The organism is Burkholderia sp. 28_3, assembly GCF_003253915.1.
In the GTDB taxonomy this organism is placed as follows: domain Bacteria; phylum Pseudomonadota; class Gammaproteobacteria; order Burkholderiales; family Burkholderiaceae; genus Burkholderia; species Burkholderia cenocepacia.
In genome coordinates, this window is the sequence record NZ_QKZF01000009.1 from 131,330 (window position 1) to 148,816 (window position 17,487).

At 68.1% G+C, this 17,487-nt stretch carries 16 protein-coding genes; 9 read left to right on the plus strand and 7 right to left on the minus strand.

Translation table 11 applies throughout. The features are described from left to right. Positions 1-61 precede the first annotated feature (61 nt). Together DFS13_RS20420 and DFS13_RS20425 are read left to right on the plus strand one after the other, a co-directional pair. Positions 62-1,261 carry an acetyl-CoA C-acyltransferase gene (locus DFS13_RS20420; protein ID WP_006485733.1) on the plus strand — a complete coding sequence of 400 codons (1,200 nt, stop codon included), beginning with the start codon at positions 62-64 and terminating at the stop codon, positions 1,259-1,261. Positions 1,262-1,352: 91 nt separating this feature from the next. Continuing rightward, positions 1,353-2,120 carry an enoyl-CoA hydratase gene (locus tag DFS13_RS20425; RefSeq protein WP_006497385.1) on the plus strand — a complete coding sequence of 256 codons (768 nt, stop codon included), beginning with the start codon at positions 1,353-1,355 and terminating at the stop codon, positions 2,118-2,120. Between the two features lie 51 nt (positions 2,121-2,171). On the opposite strand, the gene fdhD is transcribed toward DFS13_RS20425, so the two are convergent. Continuing rightward, positions 2,172-3,014, minus strand: a complete 843-nt coding sequence (fdhD, locus tag DFS13_RS20430; RefSeq protein ID WP_373863193.1) for a formate dehydrogenase accessory sulfurtransferase FdhD — start codon at positions 3,012-3,014, stop codon at positions 2,172-2,174. 114 nt (positions 3,015-3,128) lie between these two features. Between fdhD and DFS13_RS20435 the strand changes: the two genes are divergently transcribed. Continuing rightward, positions 3,129-3,611 carry a nitrate reductase associated protein gene (locus tag DFS13_RS20435; protein ID WP_012492415.1) on the plus strand — a complete coding sequence of 161 codons (483 nt, stop codon included), beginning with the start codon at positions 3,129-3,131 and terminating at the stop codon, positions 3,609-3,611. 36 nt (positions 3,612-3,647) lie between these two features. Here the strand turns inward: DFS13_RS20435 and DFS13_RS20440 are convergent, their stop codons facing one another. Next, positions 3,648-4,043 carry an acyl-CoA thioesterase gene (locus DFS13_RS20440; protein ID WP_006485741.1) on the minus strand — a complete coding sequence of 132 codons (396 nt, stop codon included), beginning with the start codon at positions 4,041-4,043 and terminating at the stop codon, positions 3,648-3,650. Positions 4,044-4,218: 175 nt separating this feature from the next. On the opposite strand from DFS13_RS20440, the gene DFS13_RS20450 reads away from it, so the two are divergent. Continuing rightward, positions 4,219-6,090 carry an ABC transporter ATP-binding protein/permease gene (locus tag DFS13_RS20450; RefSeq protein WP_006497382.1) on the plus strand — a complete coding sequence of 624 codons (1,872 nt, stop codon included), beginning with the start codon at positions 4,219-4,221 and terminating at the stop codon, positions 6,088-6,090. A 205-nt stretch (positions 6,091-6,295) separates the two neighbouring features. Here the strand turns inward: DFS13_RS20450 and murU are convergent, their stop codons facing one another. Continuing rightward, positions 6,296-7,018 carry an N-acetylmuramate alpha-1-phosphate uridylyltransferase MurU gene (murU, locus tag DFS13_RS20455; RefSeq protein WP_012492416.1) on the minus strand — a complete coding sequence of 241 codons (723 nt, stop codon included), beginning with the start codon at positions 7,016-7,018 and terminating at the stop codon, positions 6,296-6,298. A 22-nt stretch (positions 7,019-7,040) separates the two neighbouring features. Further along, positions 7,041-8,090 (minus strand): aminoglycoside phosphotransferase family protein, encoded by a 1,050-nt coding sequence (locus DFS13_RS20460; RefSeq protein WP_034201384.1) that lies wholly within the window; start codon positions 8,088-8,090, stop codon positions 7,041-7,043. A gap of 224 nt (positions 8,091-8,314) precedes the next feature. Between DFS13_RS20460 and DFS13_RS20465 the strand changes: the two genes are divergently transcribed. The 4 genes from DFS13_RS20465 to rsmA are packed head-to-tail and all read left to right on the plus strand — an operon-like array spanning position 8,315 to position 13,961. Then, complete coding sequence (locus DFS13_RS20465) at positions 8,315-10,675, plus strand: LPS-assembly protein LptD (RefSeq protein WP_006485743.1); 2,361 nt, start codon at positions 8,315-8,317, stop codon at positions 10,673-10,675. Positions 10,676-10,726: 51 nt separating this feature from the next. After that, positions 10,727-12,085, plus strand: a complete 1,359-nt coding sequence (locus tag DFS13_RS20470; protein WP_034178516.1) for a peptidylprolyl isomerase — start codon at positions 10,727-10,729, stop codon at positions 12,083-12,085. 11 nt (positions 12,086-12,096) lie between these two features. Then, positions 12,097-13,086, plus strand: a complete 990-nt coding sequence (pdxA, locus tag DFS13_RS20475; protein WP_006491615.1) for a 4-hydroxythreonine-4-phosphate dehydrogenase PdxA — start codon at positions 12,097-12,099, stop codon at positions 13,084-13,086. A 47-nt stretch (positions 13,087-13,133) separates the two neighbouring features. Continuing rightward, positions 13,134-13,961, plus strand: a complete 828-nt coding sequence (rsmA, locus tag DFS13_RS20480) for a 16S rRNA (adenine(1518)-N(6)/adenine(1519)-N(6))-dimethyltransferase RsmA (RefSeq protein WP_058901797.1) — start codon at positions 13,134-13,136, stop codon at positions 13,959-13,961. An 86-nt stretch (positions 13,962-14,047) separates the two neighbouring features. Here rsmA and DFS13_RS20485 read toward each other — a convergent pair whose 3' ends face one another. Beyond that, positions 14,048-14,983, minus strand: coding sequence for a DMT family transporter (locus tag DFS13_RS20485; protein ID WP_006491616.1), 936 nt, complete (start codon positions 14,981-14,983; stop codon positions 14,048-14,050). 294 nt (positions 14,984-15,277) lie between these two features. Here DFS13_RS20485 and gloA point away from each other — a divergent pair, with 294 nt between their 5' ends. Next, positions 15,278-15,661 carry a lactoylglutathione lyase gene (gene gloA, locus DFS13_RS20490; RefSeq protein ID WP_006477863.1) on the plus strand — a complete coding sequence of 128 codons (384 nt, stop codon included), beginning with the start codon at positions 15,278-15,280 and terminating at the stop codon, positions 15,659-15,661. Positions 15,662-15,769: 108 nt separating this feature from the next. Here the strand turns inward: gloA and DFS13_RS20495 are convergent, their stop codons facing one another. Both DFS13_RS20495 and DFS13_RS20500 read right to left on the minus strand, forming a co-directional pair. After that, the gene (locus DFS13_RS20495; RefSeq protein WP_034201389.1) at positions 15,770-16,657 is read right to left on the minus strand and encodes a M48 family metallopeptidase; all 888 of its coding nucleotides are present in this window, start codon (positions 16,655-16,657) and stop codon (positions 15,770-15,772) included. 45 nt (positions 16,658-16,702) lie between these two features. Next, complete coding sequence (locus DFS13_RS20500) at positions 16,703-17,467, minus strand: 1-acyl-sn-glycerol-3-phosphate acyltransferase (protein WP_006488592.1); 765 nt, start codon at positions 17,465-17,467, stop codon at positions 16,703-16,705. Between the last annotated feature and the right edge of the window lie 20 nt (positions 17,468-17,487).

Sequence of the window (17,487 nt, forward strand, 5' to 3'; positions counted from 1 at the left end):
TAACTTTGTATGGGGCCCGGGCCGGCGCTGAAGCGCCCGCTCGGGTCGACAGGAGTCTGAAATGAGCAAACAACTGCAAGACGCATACATCGTCGCCGCCAGCCGCACGCCGATCGGCAAGGCCCCGCGCGGTGTCTTCAAGAACACGCGGCCGGACGAGCTGCTGGTCCACGCGATCAAGTCGGCGGTCGCGCAGGTGCCCGGCCTCGACACGAAGGTGATCGAGGACGCGATCATCGGCTGCGCGATTCCGGAAGCGGAGCAGGGCCTGAACGTCGCGCGCATGGGCGCGCTGCTCGCCGGCCTGCCGCAGACGGTCGGCGGCGTGACGGTCAACCGCTTCTGCGCGTCGGGCATCACCGCGCTGGCGATGGCGGCCGACCGCATCCGCGTCGGCGAATCGGACGCGATCTTCGCGGGCGGCTGCGAATCGATGAGCATGGTGCCGATGATGGGCAACAAGCCGTCGATGTCGCCGCACATCTTCGATCGCAATGAAGATTTCGGCATTGCATACGGGATGGGCCTGACCGCCGAGCGCGTCGCCGAGCAGTGGAAGGTGAGCCGCGAAGACCAGGACGCGTTCTCGGTCGAGTCGCACCGCAAGGCGCTCGCCGCGCAGCAGGCCGGCGAGTTCAACGACGAGATTGCCGCCTACACGATCAGCGAGCGTTTCCCGAACCTCGCGACGGGCGAAATCGACGTGAAGACGCGCGAGATCAAGCTCGACGAAGGTCCGCGCGCGGATACGTCGCTCGAAGGCCTCGCGAAGCTGCGCACGGTATTCGCGAACAAGGGCTCGGTCACGGCCGGCAACAGTTCGCAGACGTCGGACGGCGCGGGCGCGCTGCTCGTCGTGTCGGAGAAGGTGCTCAAGGAATTCAACCTGACGCCGCTCGCGCGCTTCGTGAGCTTCGCGGTGCGCGGCGTGCCGCCGGAAATCATGGGCATCGGTCCGAAGGAAGCGATTCCGGCCGCGCTGAAGGCCGCCGGCCTGAAGCAGGACGATCTCGACTGGATCGAGCTGAACGAAGCGTTCGCCGCGCAATCGCTGGCGGTGATGCGCGACCTCGGCCTCGATCCGTCGAAGGTCAACCCGATGGGCGGCGCGATCGCGCTGGGCCACCCGCTCGGCGCGACCGGCGCGATCCGCGCGGCGACCGTCGTGCACGGCCTGCGCCGCCGCAACCTGAAGTACGGGATGGTCACGATGTGCGTCGGCACCGGCATGGGTGCGGCGGGCATCATCGAACGCCTGTAAGCGGGACGCGACGACAAGCGATGACGGTGCGCGGGCCACGAGCTCGCGCACCGTTTTTTCATTCCGGTAGAGACAGTCAAAGGAGACGGTTGTGGCCGACATTCAAGTGGAACGCGCCGACGGCGTGATGACGATCACGATCGCGCGCCCGGCGAAGAAGAATGCGCTGACGGCGGCGATGTACCAGACGATGGCCGATGCGCTCGCCGATGCGCAGGAAGACAAGGCGGTTCGCGTGATCCTGCTGCGCGGCAGCGACGGCAATTTCAGCGCGGGGAACGATCTCGAGGATTTCCTGAAGTCGCCGCCGAAGGACGACACCGCGTCGGTCTTCCAGTTCCTGGCGCGGATCAGTAGCGCGAGCAAGCCGGTCGTGGCGGCGGTGCCGGGCATCGCGGTCGGCGTCGGCGTGACGATGCTGCTGCACTGCGATCTGGTCTACGCGGCCGATACCGCGACGTTCTCGCTGCCGTTCGTGCAGCTCGGGCTGTGTCCGGAGGCCGCATCCAGCGCGCTGCTGCCGCGTCTGGCCGGCCATCAGGTCGCGGCCGAGAAGCTGCTGCTGGGCGAGCCGTTCGACGCGCTGGAAGCGCACCGGATCGGCATCGTCAACCGCGTGCTGCCAGCGGCCGAACTCGACGCGTTCGCGGCGAAGCAGGCGGCGAAGCTGGCGGCATTGCCGGCGGCATCGCTGCGTGTGACGAAGGCGCTGCTGAAGGAGACGGGCGGCGTGGCGACGCCCGCGCGGATGGCCGAGGAAGCGCGCCACTTCGGCGCGATGCTGCGCGCGCCGGAAGCGCGCGAGGCGATGACGGCGTTCTTCGAGAAGCGTAAGCCGGATTTCCGTCAGTTCGACTGACGGAGCGGGCCGCGCCGGCGGCGGAGCGCCGGCGCGATCCGTTGATTGCGGTCAGGCCGTGCCGTAGTCGACGTGGCCGGTTTCGCGGCAGAAGCTGACGAGCCGCAGGCCAGCCGCCTTCGCGATCTCGATCGCGAGCGACGACGGCGCGGAGATGGTCGCGACCAGCGGGATGCCGACCCGCGCGGCCTTGCGTACGAGCTCGTAGCTCGCGCGGCTCGACAGGAACACGAAACCGTCGGTGGTATCGGCGCGCGACAACACGAGCGAGCCGATCAGCTTGTCGAGCGCATTGTGGCGGCCGACATCCTCGAATGCCGCGCGGATCGCGCCTGTTGCGTCGCACCACGCGGCCGCGTGCAGGCCGCCGGTCAGTTTCGTGAGCGCCTGATGCGCCGGCAGCGCATGCGCGGCGCGCGCCAGCGCGTCGGGCGCGAGGCGCGCGAGAAAGCCGGTATCGGGCACGCGTTCGGGCGCAAGGTCGAGCAGGTCGATGCTCTCGATGCCGCAGACGCCGCAGCCCGTGCGCCCCGCGAGTGCGCGGCGCCGGTCCTTCAGCGCGGCGAACGCCTGCTGGACCACGTCCAGATGGACTTCCGCATGCGGCAGCGGCGCGTCGGCGTGCAGGATCACCTCGATGTCCTTGATGTCGCTGCCGCGCGCGACGATCCCTTCCGAGATCGCGAAGCCGACCGCGAACGCTTCGAGGTCGCATGGCGTACACATCATCACCGCGTGCGAGATGCCGTTGAAGACGAGTGCGACCGGCCATTCCTGGCCGACGAAGTCGTGCGCGGTGTCGACCGCGCCGCCGCGCGTGCGGCTGACGGGCAGCTCGATCGCGCCGCGCGGTTCGTCGTGAAGTTCGTCTGATTGGGTCGGATTCACGAGCACTCCCGTTGATTCGAAGCACGGCCGGCGACGATCGTGCCGCCGCCCGCGCGCAGAGGTTCTAAAATACCCCAGGCAAGCCGGCCGCGCCGGCATCCGCCACGTCAGGTAACGACCATGGGACTCAGCGACGCTCCGTTGCTCTTCAACTTCGAACACGATTCGTCGGAAAACTTCACGTACATCCCGATGATCGTGCGTTTCAATCTCGACCGCTTCGGCCTGCGGATTTCGCTCGACCAGTGGCAACTGCTGCCGCTCGAGGACCGCAAGCTGCTCGCGCGCTTTCCGGCCGACGACGACACCGCGATCGAGCCCAATTTCGATCATGCGCTGTTCGAAATGCTGCGCACGCACGCCGATCTGGAGCCGTCATGGTTCCAGCCGGACGAGCAGCCGGCCTGGCGTGCGGTCGACACGGTGCCGGAGTCGCTCGTGCAGCAGAGCGCGCTGGCCGGGCTGCCGGCGCCCGCGCTCGCGCAGTGGCAGCGGCTCGCGCCGTTCCAGCGCTACGTGCTGGTCAAGCTGTCGCGCAAGCCGACGCTGAATCACGATTTCCTGCCCGCGATGCGGGAGTTCGGGCTGACGGCCACGCACTGACGGCCATCTGCCGCGCGGCGGCGCGGCGCGTGCCCGTCAGAGCGGCGGCAGTTGCCGCGGCTTGCGGTCCGGGCCGGTCGCGACGTACGTGAGCGTCGCTTCGGTGACCTTCACGACTTCGCCCATCAGGCGCATGCGCTGCGCGTATACCTCGACGTCGACCGTGATCGACGTGTTGCCGGTGCGCATGATGGTGGCGTAGAAGCTCAGCAGATCGCCGACGAATACCGGCTGCTTGAACACGAACGAGTTGACCGCGACCGTCGCGACGCGGCCGTTCGCGCGCTGGCTCGCGGGGATCGAGCCGGCGATGTCGACCTGCGACATGATCCAGCCGCCGAACACGTCGCCGTGGACGTTCGCGTCGTGCGGTTGCGGGACGACGCGCAGCGCGGGCTGCTTCTGCGGAAGTTCGAGGGTCGAATCGGTCATGGCGGGGGCTTTCATCCTGTAATAAATGGACCGCCGCGCGCAGGCGGGCCGGCGAGGGCGCCGGCAGCGGCGCGAAGCGGCTTCTGCGACAATACAACGTTCACAAATTGTACGAGAAAGCGCGCGAGCCGGCCGTCGGAAGACGGATCCGGCACCGCCGCGCAATCCTTCCCCCATGCGCCGATTTCCCGCTTCCGGCGAGCCCGCGCCGGCTTCGACCGGGCCACGCAACGACTGGCAGACCATCCGGTCGCTGCTGCCGTACCTGACCACCTACAAATGGCGCGTCGCGCTGGCGCTCGGCTGCCTGATCGGGGCGAAGGTCGCGAACCTCGGCGTGCCGGTCGTGATGAAGCGCATCGTCGACCACCTGTCCTACGTGCAGCAGCTCACCGCGCTCGGCCGTGCCGAACAGTCGGCCGGCATCGTGCTCGCGGGCGGCGTCGGGCTGCTGGTCGTCGCGTATGCGCTCGTGCGGCTGTCGACGTCGCTGTTCACCGAGCTGCGCGAAATCCTGTTCTCGAAGGTCACCGAGAGCGCGGTGCGCCAGCTCGCGCTGCAGGTGTTCCGGCATCTGCACGGGCTGTCGCTGCGGTTTCATCTCGAACGCCAGACGGGCGGCATGTCGCGCGACATCGAGCGCGGCACGCGCGGCATCCAGCAGCTGATTTCGTATTCGCTGTACAGCATCCTGCCGACGCTCGTCGAGGTCGGGCTCGTGCTCGGCTTCTTCGTCGTCAAGTACGAGGCCTACTACGCGTACGTGACGTTCGCGGCGCTCGTCACGTACATCGTGTTCACCGTGAAGGTCACCAACTGGCGCACGCATTTCCGTCGCACGATGAACGAGCTCGATTCGCGCGCGAACTCGCGGGCGATCGATTCGCTGATCAACTACGAGACGGTCAAGTACTTCGGCAACGAGGAGTGGGAAGCGCAGCGCTACGACGAGAACCTGAAGCGCTACCGGAAGGCCGCGATCCGCTCGCAGAACTCGCTGTCGGTGCTGAACTTCGGCCAGCAGGCGATCATCGGCACGGGGCTGGTGTTCATCCTGTGGCGCGCGACGCAGGGCGTGCTCGCGGGCAAGCTGACGCTCGGCGATCTCGTGCTGATCAACACGTTCATGCTGCAGCTGTACATTCCGCTGAATTTCCTCGGCGTCGTCTATCGCGAGCTGAAGCAGAGCCTGACCGACATGGACCGGATGTTCGGGCTGCTGTCCGCGCCGAAGGAGGTGGCCGACCGGCCCGATGCGCCGCCGCTCGCGGTGACCGGCGCGCAGGTGCGCTTCGAGCACGTGAACTTCGCGTACGAGCCGTCGCGGCCGATCCTGCACGACGTGACGTTTACGATCGAGGCCGGCACGACGACCGCGGTGGTCGGCCACAGCGGGTCGGGGAAATCGACGCTGTCGCGGCTGCTGTTCCGTTTTTACGATCTCGACCGGCAGGCGGGCGGCGCGATCCGGATCGACGGCCAGGACATCCGCGACGTCACGCAGGAATCGCTGCGCGCATCGATCGGGATCGTGCCGCAGGACACCGTGCTGTTCAACGACTCGATCTACTACAACATCGCGTACGGGCGACCGACCGCGACCCGCGACGAGGTGGTCGCGGCCGCGCGCGCCGCGCACATCCACGACTTCATCGAAAGTCTGCCGAAGGGCTATGACACGCCGGTCGGCGAGCGCGGGCTGAAGCTGTCGGGCGGCGAGAAACAGCGCGTCGCGATCGCGCGCACGCTGCTGAAGGACCCGCCGGTGCTGTTGTTCGACGAAGCGACGTCGGCGCTCGATTCGCGCTCGGAACGCGCGATCCAGCACGAACTCGACCAGATCGCGCGGCATCGCACGACGCTCGTGATCGCGCACCGGCTGTCGACGGTCGTGCACGCGCAGCAGATCCTCGTGATGGACCACGGGCGGATCGTCGAACGCGGCACGCACGACGAACTCGTGCGCGCCGACGGGTTGTATGCGCAAATGTGGGCGCTGCAGCAGCAGCGCGCGGCGGCTGGCGGGGAAGAGGCCGAGGCCGCGTGAGCGCGCAGGCGCCGCGCGACACGGCGGGCGGCGGGAATGGATGGTGGGCGTCCGTCCGGTAGCGGGCGGTGTAGCGGCGTCCCGGTCGGGTGACCGGGCGGATGCCCGCGGGCACGTGATCCGGGCTCGGCCGGGCATTCATTGGCCCGTCAGGCCATCGGCGCCGCGCCGGCTACCCGACGACCGGCGCCCGGCCACGAGACGATCAGCCCGCGGCGGCGCGCAGCCGCGCGTCGAGCTCGCCGAGCTGCGCGGGCGTGCCGACGTTCTCCCAGATGCCTTCGTACAGTTCGCCGCTCGCGTGGCCGGCTTCGATCGCCGCGCGATAGTACGGCGTCAGCGCGCGCCGCGTGCCGGGCGCGAGGTCGCGGAACATCCGCGTGTCGTACAGGCCGATGTTGCCGAACGTGAAGCGCGCGGCGCCGTCGAGCGCCAGACGGCCATCGTCGCCGAGCGCGAAGTCGCCGGCCGGGTGGAACGGCGGGTTCGGCACCATCACGAGGTGCATCGCCGGCGTGTCGAGCGCGGCCATCCGGGCCGCGCGCGGCGCGAGCGTCCGGTAGTCGAACGCGCAATACACGTCGCCGCTGACCGCCGCGAACACGGCCGGCTGCCCGTCGCGCTCCAGCAGCGGCAGCGCCTGCGCGATGCCGCCGGCGGTTTCCAGTGCGTCGCCCTCGGCCGAATAGGCGATCCGCACGCCCCAGCGCGAACCGTCGCCGAGCGCGGCCTCGAGCTGCTCGCCGAGCCATGCGTGGTTGATCACGATGGTCTCGATGCCCGCCCGCGCGAGCGCCTCGATCTGCCACACGATCAGCGGCTTGCCGCCGGCTTCGAGCAGCGGCTTCGGGCGGGTGTCGGTCAGCGGGCGCATCCGTTCGCCGCGTCCGGCGGCGAAGATCATCGCCGTGGTCAGGGTAGTGCTCATGTTCGACTGGGTGTGGGGACGGTCAGAATGTATAGCCGACGTCGGCCGGCGCATTGCCCTCGAGCTCGTCGAGCAGCTTCGCGAACGGCACGAGCGGGCGATAGCGCAGCGCGACCTTGCGCGCATAGGTCAGGAAGCGCGGCAGGTCGTTCAGGTAATGCGGCTTGCCGTCGCGATAGTTGATGCGCGCGAACAGGCCGAGGATCTTGATATGGCGCTGCAGCCCCATCCATTCGAGCTGGCGGTAGAACTCGCCGAAATCCGGATCGACCGGCAGGCCGGCCTTTTTCGCCTTTTCCCAGTAGTACGCGAAGCAGTCGAGCTCGAACTCCTCGTCCCAGCTGATGAACGCGTCGCGCAGCAGCGACACGACGTCGTACGTCAGCGGCCCGTACACGGCGTCCTGGAAGTCGAGCACGCCCGGATTCGGCTCGCAGACCATCAGGTTGCGCGGCATGAAGTCGCGCAGCATGAAGCCTTGCGGCTGCGCGTGCGCGCTCGCGACCAGCAGCGCGAAGGTGCGCTCGAGCGTGCCGCGCATCGCGTCGGTGACCGGCTTGCCGAGGTGGCGGCCGACGAACCATTCGGGCAGCAGCTCCATTTCGCGGCGCAGGAACGCTTCGTCGAACGGCGGCAGCACGTCGGGCTTCGACGTGAGCTGGAAGCGGATCAGCGCATCGAGCGCGGCGCGCATCAGCGGACGTGCGGCGGCCGGGTCGGCCGGGTCGAGCACCGAGATGTACGACGTGCGGCCGAGGTCGGTCACGAGCATGAAGCCTGCGTCGAAATCGTGAGCCAGCACGTCGGGCACGTGGTCGCCGGCCGCGGCGAGCAGCTGCGCGACCTGGACGAACTCGCGGCATTTCTCGGGCGGCGGCGCATCGACGGCGATCAGCGTGCCGCCGGCACTGGTGGCCGACGCGACCCGGAAATAGCGGCGGAAACTGGCGTCCGACGACGCGGGCGCGAGGGTCGACAGATCGAGGGCGTAGCGCCCGGCGAGCGGGTGCAGCCACGCGGTGAGCGCTTCGAGGCGGGCGTCGGGCTGGGATGCGGCGGATGGGGGCGTCATGAAACTCGGCGGAGGGGGGAACGTCTTGCCATATAATACCCCACGACTTTTTTGACGCGCCCCCGCGTCAGCTTCCGCCGTGCAGGCCCGCCGCCTGTCGCGCCGTCCGCCCGATCGCCTCCCCGGTTTGCGAAGAGCCGCAGTCGCGGCTCGACGGCGCGGCCCGCCGCGCGCGAAGGTGCCGTGCAGGCGCGGTTGACAAGGGGCGATTCGCCAAACGATAGATGCCGCCCAAACCGCTATTCCCGAATGTTTTCCCCGGTGACGGGGCGCCGCGCAAACGGCGGCTCGCGCTCGCGCTCCTGGCCGTGCCCGGCCTCGTGCCGGCCGTGTCGTACGCGCAGCTGTCGGGCGCGGCTGCGCAGCCGCAGCCGCTCGACTCGCCGTGGGATCTGCGTCTCGCACCCCAGCTCGAGGATCATCCGCTGAAGGACGGCGCGAAGCCGGCCGCCTTCGTGATCGCCGACCACACGAGCGGCACCGCCGAGCAGGATCTCGCCGCGAAGGGCTCCGCCGAGCTGCGGCGCGGCGACGCCGTCGTGAAGGCCGACGCGATCCACTACGATCAGGATACCGACATGGCCGATGCGTACGGCCAGGTCAAGGTGGTCAATGGCGGGATGTCGTTCGCGGGCCCCGAGGCGCACATGAAGATCGAGGCGAGCCAGGGCTTCATGACCGCGCCGAAGTATCACTTCAACGTGACGGGCGGGTCGGGTAGCGCGGAGCGCGTCGACATGGTCGACAACGAGCGCTCGGTGTTCGTCAACGGCACGTATACGGCGTGCCAGTGCTCGACGAACCCCGCGTGGTACATCAAGGGCAGCCGCTTCGACTTCGATACGGGCGCCGACGAGGGCACCGCGCGCAACGGCGTGCTGTTCTTCCAGGGCGTGCCGATCTTCGCGAGCCCGTGGATGACGTTCCCGTTGTCGGGCGAGCGGCGCAGCGGCCTGCTGCCGCCGACGTTCTCGATGAACTCGAACAACGGCTTCGAGCTGTCGCTGCCGTACTACTTCAACATCGCGCCGAACCGCGACCTGACGCTCACGCCGCGCATCATCTCGCGGCGCGGCGTGATGACCGAGGCGACGTTCCGCTACCTGTCGCCGTCGTATTCGGGCACGTTTACGGCCAATTACCTGCCGGATGACCGGCTCGCGCACCGCAACCGCTATGCGATCTACTGGCAGCACCAGCAGAATTTCGGCGGCGGTTTCGGCGGCTACGTCTACTTCAACAAGGTCTCGGACAACACGTATCCGGAAGACCTCGGGTCGACGAACCAGTTCGTCAACGGGACGCAGACGCTGTACCAGCAGGAAGCCGGCCTCACGTACAACAACGGCCCGTGGTCGGTGCTCGCGCGCTACCAGCACTGGCAGACGCTGCCGCCGTCGATCGCGCCGTACAGCCGCGAGCCGCAGTTGAACGTGAAGTACACGAAGTACAACGTCGGCGGTTTCGACTTCGGCGCGGAAGCCGACTATTCGCGGTTCCGCATCACGACCGCCGATGCGACCCAGGGCGACCGGATCGTCTTCAACCCGTACATCTCGTACGGCGTGTACGGCCCCGGCTACTTCGTCGTGCCGAAGGTCCAGTATCACTTCGCGTCGTACGACCTGGGCTACCTGTCGTCGACCACGCCGAACAACCCGAAGCGCTTCACCGAGTCGATCCCGACCGTGAGCGTCGATTCGGGCCTGATCTTCGACCGTTCGGTGCGCCTGTTCGGCCAGGACTTCATCCAGACCCTCGAGCCGCGCCTGTACTACGTGTACACGCCGTATCGCGACCAGTCGAACGCACCGCTGTTCGACACCGCGGAATCGGACTTCGGCCTCGCGGAGATCTACCAGCCGAACACGTTCGTCGGTAACGACCGGATCGCCGATGCGAACCGGATCACGGCCGGCCTGACGTCGCGCTTCATCGATCCGCGCACCGGCGACGAGCGCGCGCGCTTCGTGATCGCGCAGCAGTACTACTTCGCCGATCAGCGCGTCACGCTGACGCCGGGGCAGAGCGCCGTGCTGGCGCGCCACTCGGACCTGATCGTCGGCGCCGCGCTGAAGCTCGGCTCGGGCTTCATGTCGGAAACGGCGTTCCAGTACAACCAGAACAACAACCAGCTCGTGAAGTCGAGCGTCGGTTTCGGCTACAGCCCGGGCGAGCGCCGCGTGATCAACGTCGGCTACCGCTATACGCGCGCGAACACCACGCTCGACAACCAGCCGATCAACCAGTTCCTGGTGTCCGCGCAATGGCCGCTCACGCGCCGCCTGTATGCGATCGGCCGTTTCAACTACGACCTCGCCGGAGATCGCGTGGTCGACGGTCTGGTCGGCTTACAATACGACGCGGACTGCTGGGCGCTCGGGGTCGGGGTCCAGCGATTTGCGAACGGCATCAATACGTCGGGACAGCAGAACTCGTCGACGCGATTCATGATGCAGCTGACGCTCAAGGGCCTGTCGACCGTCGACAACGGCCTCGTGTCCGCGTTCCGCGCCGGGGTGCCGGGCTACACGCCGTTGCCGCCGCCGCCGCCGCCGATGTCCCGCTTCAGCAACTACGAGTAACGCCGGCATGTCTGCACCGGTCAGCACGATTTCAATGGAGTTTCAGTGGCAATGAAGAAAACCCTTCGTTTCGCGGCAGTCGTGTCCAGCCTTGCCGCGTCCGCCGCGCTGCTCGCCGCCGCGCCGGCCGCGGCGCAGGCGCTCGGTTCGCAAGGTGCGCAGCTCGCCGACGAAGTCGTCGCGGTCGTCAACAACGACGTGATCACGGGCCGTGAACTCGACCAGCGTGTCGGCTTGATCGCGCGCCGGCTGCAGCAGCAGAACGCGCCGGTGCCGCCGGCCGACCAGTTGCGCGGGCAGGTGCTGAACCAGATGGTGCTCGAACGTATCCAGGTGCAGAAGGCCAAGGATGACGGGATCCGTGTCGACGACGCGACCGTGCAGGCCACGCTGCAGCGTCTCGCGCAGGCGAACGGGATGACGCTCGACCAGTACCGCGCGCGTCTCGAGGCGCAAGGCGTGCCCTGGAGCATCTTCACGAACGACGCGCGCACCGAGCTGACGCTGTCGAAGCTGCGCGAGCGCGAGGTCGACGGCAAGATCACGGTGTCGGACGCCGAGGTCGCGAACTACATCGCGAGCCAGCGCGGGCCGAACGCGTCGCAGCAGCAGGACCTGCGCTTCCAGCACATCTTCATCAAGGCGCCCACCAACGCGCCGCAGGCCGACATCGAAGCCGCGCAGAAGAAGGCGGAAGCGCTGCTGCAGCAGGCGAAGTCGGGCGCCGATTTCGAGCGGCTCGCGAAGAACAACTCCGAAGCGAACGACGCGAAGAAGGGCGGCGATCTCGGCTTCAAGTCGCCGAGCGCGCTGCCGGCCGACGTCGTCGAGGCCGCGTCGAAGCTGCGCCCGGGCCAGGTCAACCCGACGCTGATCCGCGTGCCGGACGGCTTCGAGATCGTGCGCCTCGTCGATCGCCGCCAGAGCCAGGGCGCGAGCGCCGCGGCGCCGAAGATCGTCCAGACGCACGTGCGCCACATCCTGCTGCGCGTCGGCGAAGGCAAGTCGGAAGGCCAGGCGCGTCAGCAACTCGTTGACATCCGCAACCAGGTCGAGGCCGGCGGCGATTTCGCGAAGTTCGCGCGCACCTACTCGCAGGACGGGTCGGCGTCGCAGGGCGGCGATCTCGGCTGGATCAGCCCGGGCGAGACCGTGCCGGAATTCGAGCGTGCGATGAACAACCTGCAGGACGGCCAGATCAGCCAGCCGATTCGTACCGAGTACGGCTACCACCTGATCCAGGTGCTGAACCGCCGCGAAGCGGAAGGGTCGGTGCAGCAGCAGATGGACATCGCCCGCCAGGCGATCGGCCAGCGCAAGGCCGAACAGGCCTACGCCGACTGGCTGCGCGAGCTGCGCGATTCTTCGTACGTGCAGTACAAGATCGGCGGCGTCGGCCCGGCGAACTGAGCGAGCATCGAATGACCACGCCCGCGCTGCAGATCGCGATCACGACCGGCGAACCCGCGGGAGTCGGCCCGGAGCTGACCGTGCAGGCGCTGCGTGACGCCGCGCAGCGCTGGCCCGACGCGCATTTCACCGTGCTCGGCGATGCGGCGTTGCTCGACGCGCGGGCCGCGGCGGTGGGCATCGACCCGGCCACGCTGGCCGGCGGCGCGCAGGTGTCGGTCGCGCATCGCGCGCTGGCCGTGCCCGCGCAGGCCGGCAAGCTGGACGCGGCGAACGGCCGCTACGTGCTCGGTCTGCTCGACGCGGCGATCGACGGCGCGCTGGCGGGCCGGTACGACGCGATCGTCACCGCGCCGCTGCAGAAAAGCACGATCAACGATGCGGGCGTGCCGTTCACCGGCCATACCGAATACCTGGCCGAGCGCACGCATACGCCGCGCGTCGTGATGATGCTGGCCGGCACCGGCCAGCGGCCGCTACGTGTCGCGCTCGCGACCACCCACTTGCCGCTGAAGGACGTATCGGCCGCGCTGACGATCGACGGGCTCGTCGAGACGCTCGCGATCATCGATCGTGACCTCCGGCGCGACTTCGGTCTCGCCACGCCGCGCATCCTCGTGACGGGCCTGAACCCGCACGCGGGCGAGAACGGTTATCTCGGCCGCGAGGAGATCGACGTGATCTCGCCGGCGCTGGCCCGTGCGCATGCGCAACACATCGATGCGCGCGGCCCGTATCCGGCCGACACGCTGTTCCAGCCGCGCCATCTGGCCGATGCCGATTGCGTGCTGGCGATGTTCCATGACCAGGGCCTGCCCGTGCTGAAGTACGCGACGTTCGGCGAGGGCATCAACGTGACGCTCGGGCTGCCGATCATCCGCACGTCGGTCGATCACGGCACCGCGCTCGATCTGGCCGGCACGGGCCGCGCCGATCCGGGCAGCATGATCGCCGCGCTCGATACGGCCGTTACGATGGCGCGCCATCGCCGCGCAGCCTGACGCTGCCGGTTTACCCCATTCGTCGTATTTTTCGTTTTACTCAGTCGATGTCGAACAGCAGACAGCACCAAGGCCATTTCGCGCGCAAGCGCTTCGGGCAGAACTTCCTCGTCGATCACGGCGTGATCGATTCGATCGTCGCGACGATCGGCCCCGCGCGCGGCCAGCGGATGGTCGAGATCGGGCCCGGGCTCGGCGCGCTGACCGAGCCGCTGATCGAGCGTCTCGCGACGCCCGAGTCGCCGCTGCACGCGGTCGAGCTCGACCGCGACCTGATCGGGCGCCTGCAGCAACGCTTCGGCGCGCTGCTGGAACTGCACGCGGGCGATGCGCTCGCATTCGACTTCCGCTCGCTCGCGGCGCCCGGCGACAAGCCGTCGCTGCGGATCGTCGGCAACCTGCCGTACAACATTTCCAGCCCGCTGCTGTTTCATCTGATGACGTTCGCCGATGCGGTCGTCGACCAGCATTTCATGCTGCAGAACGAAGTCGTCGAGCGGATGGTCGCGGAGCCGGGCACGAAGGCGTTTTCGCGGCTGTCGGTGATGCTGCAGTACCGCTACGTGATGGAAAAGATGCTCGACGTGCCGCCGGAGTCGTTCCAGCCGCCGCCGAAGGTCGATTCGGCGATCGTCCGGATGATTCCGTACGAGCCGCACGAACTGCCGGACGTCGATCCCGTGCTGCTCGGCGAAATCGTCACCGCCGCGTTCTCGCAGCGCCGCAAGATGCTGCGCAATACGCTCGGCGACTACCGCGAGACGATCGATTTCGACGCGCTCGGCTTCGATCTCGCGCGCCGTGCGGAGGACGTGAGCGTGGCGGAGTACGTCGGCGTCGCGCAGGCGCTTGCGGCGGTGCGCAAGGCCGGATGACGCGGGTCGCGCGCGCCCACCGGCTGTATCGAAGAGGCTGCCTGACCGGCGGCCTTTTTTATTGCCCGCGCATCTTGCGTCGGTCGTCACGCCCGCCGGCGCGGCGGCGCGTTGACGAGCGCGATGCCGGTCAGCACGAGCGCGGCCGCGGACATGAAGCGCCAGCCGACCGATTCGCCGAGCAGCAACACGCCGAACGCGACGCCGAACAGCGGCGACAGAAACGTGAACACGGACAGCCGGGACGCGCTGTAGCGTGTCAGCAGCCAGAACCACGACAGGTAGCTGACGAACGCGACGATCACCGACTGGTACGCGAGGCTCGCCAGCGCGACCGGCGTCACGTGCGCGAACGACATCTGGCCGGACAGCGCGGCGAGCGCGACCAGCACGACCGCCGATACCGCGAGCTGGTAGAACAGCGTCTTGCTCGCGCTGGCCCGCGCGAGCGCCGTCGAGCGCACGACGACCGTCGTCGCGGCCCACATCGCGCCGCCGAGGATCCCGAGCGCGTCGCCGGCGAGCCCGGCCAGCACGGACGCGCCGGGCGCGCGCGGCTTCAGGAAGCCGTCCGCGAACGCGAGCGCGATGCCGGCGAAGGCGAGACCGACGCCGGCCCATTGCGTGCGCTGCAGCCGCTCGCCCGGGGCGAACAGGTGCAGGCCGAGCGCGGTGAAGCACGGCGCCGTGTACAGGAAGATCGCCATGTGCGACGCGCTCGTCAGCGTCAGTCCGAAGAACACGCAGATGAATTCGCCGGCGAACAGCGCGCCGGCGGCGAGCCCCGCGCCGAACGTGCCGTCCGCCTGGAACAGCGGCGTGCCGCGCGTGCGGGCCCAGCCCCATAGCAGCACCGCCGCGATCACCGAGCGCAGCCCGGCCTGGAACATCGGTGCGATCGCGGCGTTCGTGCTCTTGATCGCGACCTGCTGGAAGCCCCAGATCGCGCACAGCAGCAGCATCAGGCCGACCGCGCGCGTATCGAGCGCGCGGCGCACGGGGGCGGCGGCAAGCGCGGTCATCGGCGCGCCTCGCGGGTCCGGTATGACGGCGGCGAGGTCAGGCGGGCGGCGCGTCCGGCGCGCTCGAATCGGCGGTTTCGCACGGCAGTGTGGGGTAGGGAAGAGTGGGTGGTCGCGGTCGGGCGGCGGGACGCATGCCCGCTTTTGGTGCGAAGTGGAAGGATGTTACCCGATCGGCGCGGTGGTCGGGCGGGGCGCCTCCAGCTAGGCGCCCCCGGCTAGGCGCCCCCGGCGAAATTCACCCGTCTCCGGTAGAATTTCCGGTTCTGGAAAGTCCCCACAGGAGTACAACACATGCGTTTGCTGCATACGATGCTGCGAGTCGGCGATCTCGACCGCTCGATCAAGTTCTACACCGAATTGCTCGGCATGAAGCTGCTGCGTCGCGAGGATTATCCGGAAGGCAAGTTCACGCTCGCGTTCGTCGGCTACGAAGACGAGAGCACGGGCACCGTGATCGAACTCACCCATAACTGGGAGACGCCGTCCTACGATCTCGGCAACGGCTTCGGCCATCTGGCGGTAGCGGTCGACGATGCGTACGCGGCCTGCGAGAAGATCAAGGCGCAAGGCGGCAAGGTCACGCGCGAGGCAGGCCCGATGAAGCACGGCACGACCGTGATCGCGTTCGTCGAGGATCCGGACGGCTACAAGATCGAGTTCATCCAGAAGAAGTAAGCGCGGGATGAACCGGGCCGCGGCGTGCGATGTGTGCCGCGGCAGCGAAAAAGGGCGATGCGGATTACCCCGCATCGCCCTTTTTCGTTGGAGCCGAAGCCGCGCGCGTCAAAGCGACGGCAGCAACTCGGGCGGATGATGCTTGAGCGTATGCCGCGCTTCGCGGAACTCGGGGAAGATCGATTCGACGGTCTGCCAGAAGGCCGGGCTGTGGTTCATCTCGCGCAGGTGCGACAGCTCGTGCGCGACGACGTAGTCGATGATCGACATCGGGAAATGGATCAGCCGCCAGTTCAGGCGGATCTTGCCGTCGCTCGAGCAACTGCCCCAGCGCGTCGCGGCCGACGACAGCGCATACATCGAATACGTGACGCCGAGCTTTTCCGCGTAGACGACGAGGCGTTCGCCGAAGATGCGTTTCGCTTCGCCCTGCAGCCAGCCCTGCACGCGATCCTTGATCTGCTGCATGTCGGCCTGCACGGGCAGCGGCAGCGACAGCCGCAGCGCATCGGCATCGAACGCGACGGCGCCCGCGCCGAGCGCGATCGTCACCGTCTTGCCGAGATACGGCAGCTGCGCGCCGTCGCGCCAGTCGATTTGCGGCAGCGCGCGCTGCTCGGTGCGCGTCTTCCACTCCGCGAGCTTCGCGAAGATCCAGCGTTGTTTCTCCGCGATCGCCGCTTCGATGTCGGCGAGCGTGACCCAGCGCGGCGCGGTGATCGACAGACCGCTGCCGTCGATCGTGAAGCCGATCGTACGGCGCGCCGAGCGCTTCAGCCGGTATTCGAGCACGCGGCTGTCGAGCGCGAACGTGCGCACGCGCGAGCGATCGGGCGCCGGGCCCGGATCGAGCGGTGCGGCGGGTGCGACTTCAGGCGGCGCCGGCGGGGCGGCGGGCGCCGACGGCGCCGCGGCCGGCCCGTCGAAGAGCGGCAGATCCATCTGGCGATGATCGAGGGCCACGACGGCAGGCCGTGGCCGCGGACGCTGTTTCATCAGTTCGCTTCTTTTTGTCGTACGCAACGGCTGCAATCCGGGGCTTCAGGCGCGCGCGGCATCGCGTGTGCCGGCGTTGCCCGCCTGACGATACGCATCGGGATCGATGCGGCGCATTTCCGCTTCGATCCATGCTTCGACCTGCGAGTTCAATGCATCGGGCGTCAGCCCTTCGCTCGCGATCGGCTTGCCGATCGACACCGTGACGACGCCCGGGAATTTCGTGAACGAGTTACGCGGCCACACCCGCCCTGCATTGTGCGCGATCGGCACGACCGGCGTGCCGGTTTCGATCGCGAAGCGCGCGCCACCCGTCTTGTACTTGCCCTGCTTGCCGACCGGCGTGCGCGTGCCTTCGGGGAACATGATCATCCATGCGCCTTCCGACAGGCGCTTCTTGCCCTGGCGGATCACCGAATTGAACGCGTTCTTGCCTTCCTTGCGGTTGATGTTGACCATGTGCAGCAGCCCGAGCGCCCAGCCGAAGAACGGCACGTACAGCAGCTCGCGCTTGAACACGTAGCAGAGCGGCTTGGGCATCAGCGCCGGGAACGCGAGCGTCTCCCACGCGGACTGGTGCTTCGACAGCAGCACGGCCGGGCCGTCGGGCAGGTTTTCCATCCCTTCGATCCGGTAGCGGATGCCGTTCAGCCAGCGCACGACCCACAGCGTCGACTTGCACCAGCCGGCCGCCATCCAGTAGCGCGCGTCGGGGCGCATGAACGGAAACGCGATGAAGCACGCGGTGGCGTACGGCACCGTGTACAGGATGAAGTAGATCAGCAGCAGCAGGGAGCGGACGAAGCGCATCGGCGTGAGTCTGGCGTTGG

Excerpts from the sequence above, each read along its gene's own strand:
- DFS13_RS20420 (WP_006485733.1), top strand. The coding sequence starts at position 62 with ATGAGCAAACAACTGCAAGACGCATACATCGTCGCCGCCAGCCGCACG.
- DFS13_RS20435 (WP_012492415.1), top strand. The coding sequence starts at position 3,129 with ATGGGACTCAGCGACGCTCCGTTGCTCTTCAACTTCGAACACGATTCG.
- DFS13_RS20440 (WP_006485741.1), bottom strand. The coding sequence starts at position 4,043 with ATGACCGATTCGACCCTCGAACTTCCGCAGAAGCAGCCCGCGCTGCGC.
- DFS13_RS20450 (WP_006497382.1), top strand. The coding sequence starts at position 4,219 with ATGCGCCGATTTCCCGCTTCCGGCGAGCCCGCGCCGGCTTCGACCGGG.
- murU (WP_012492416.1), bottom strand. The coding sequence starts at position 7,018 with ATGAGCACTACCCTGACCACGGCGATGATCTTCGCCGCCGGACGCGGC.
- DFS13_RS20460 (WP_034201384.1), bottom strand. The coding sequence starts at position 8,090 with ATGACGCCCCCATCCGCCGCATCCCAGCCCGACGCCCGCCTCGAAGCG.
- DFS13_RS20465 (WP_006485743.1), top strand. The coding sequence starts at position 8,315 with ATGCCGCCCAAACCGCTATTCCCGAATGTTTTCCCCGGTGACGGGGCG.
- DFS13_RS20470 (WP_034178516.1), top strand. The coding sequence starts at position 10,727 with ATGAAGAAAACCCTTCGTTTCGCGGCAGTCGTGTCCAGCCTTGCCGCG.
- pdxA (WP_006491615.1), top strand. The coding sequence starts at position 12,097 with ATGACCACGCCCGCGCTGCAGATCGCGATCACGACCGGCGAACCCGCG.
- rsmA (WP_058901797.1), top strand. The coding sequence starts at position 13,134 with ATGTCGAACAGCAGACAGCACCAAGGCCATTTCGCGCGCAAGCGCTTC.
- DFS13_RS20485 (WP_006491616.1), bottom strand. The coding sequence starts at position 14,983 with ATGACCGCGCTTGCCGCCGCCCCCGTGCGCCGCGCGCTCGATACGCGC.
- gloA (WP_006477863.1), top strand. The coding sequence starts at position 15,278 with ATGCGTTTGCTGCATACGATGCTGCGAGTCGGCGATCTCGACCGCTCG.
- DFS13_RS20495 (WP_034201389.1), bottom strand. The coding sequence starts at position 16,657 with ATGAAACAGCGTCCGCGGCCACGGCCTGCCGTCGTGGCCCTCGATCAT.
- DFS13_RS20500 (WP_006488592.1), bottom strand. The coding sequence starts at position 17,467 with ATGCGCTTCGTCCGCTCCCTGCTGCTGCTGATCTACTTCATCCTGTAC.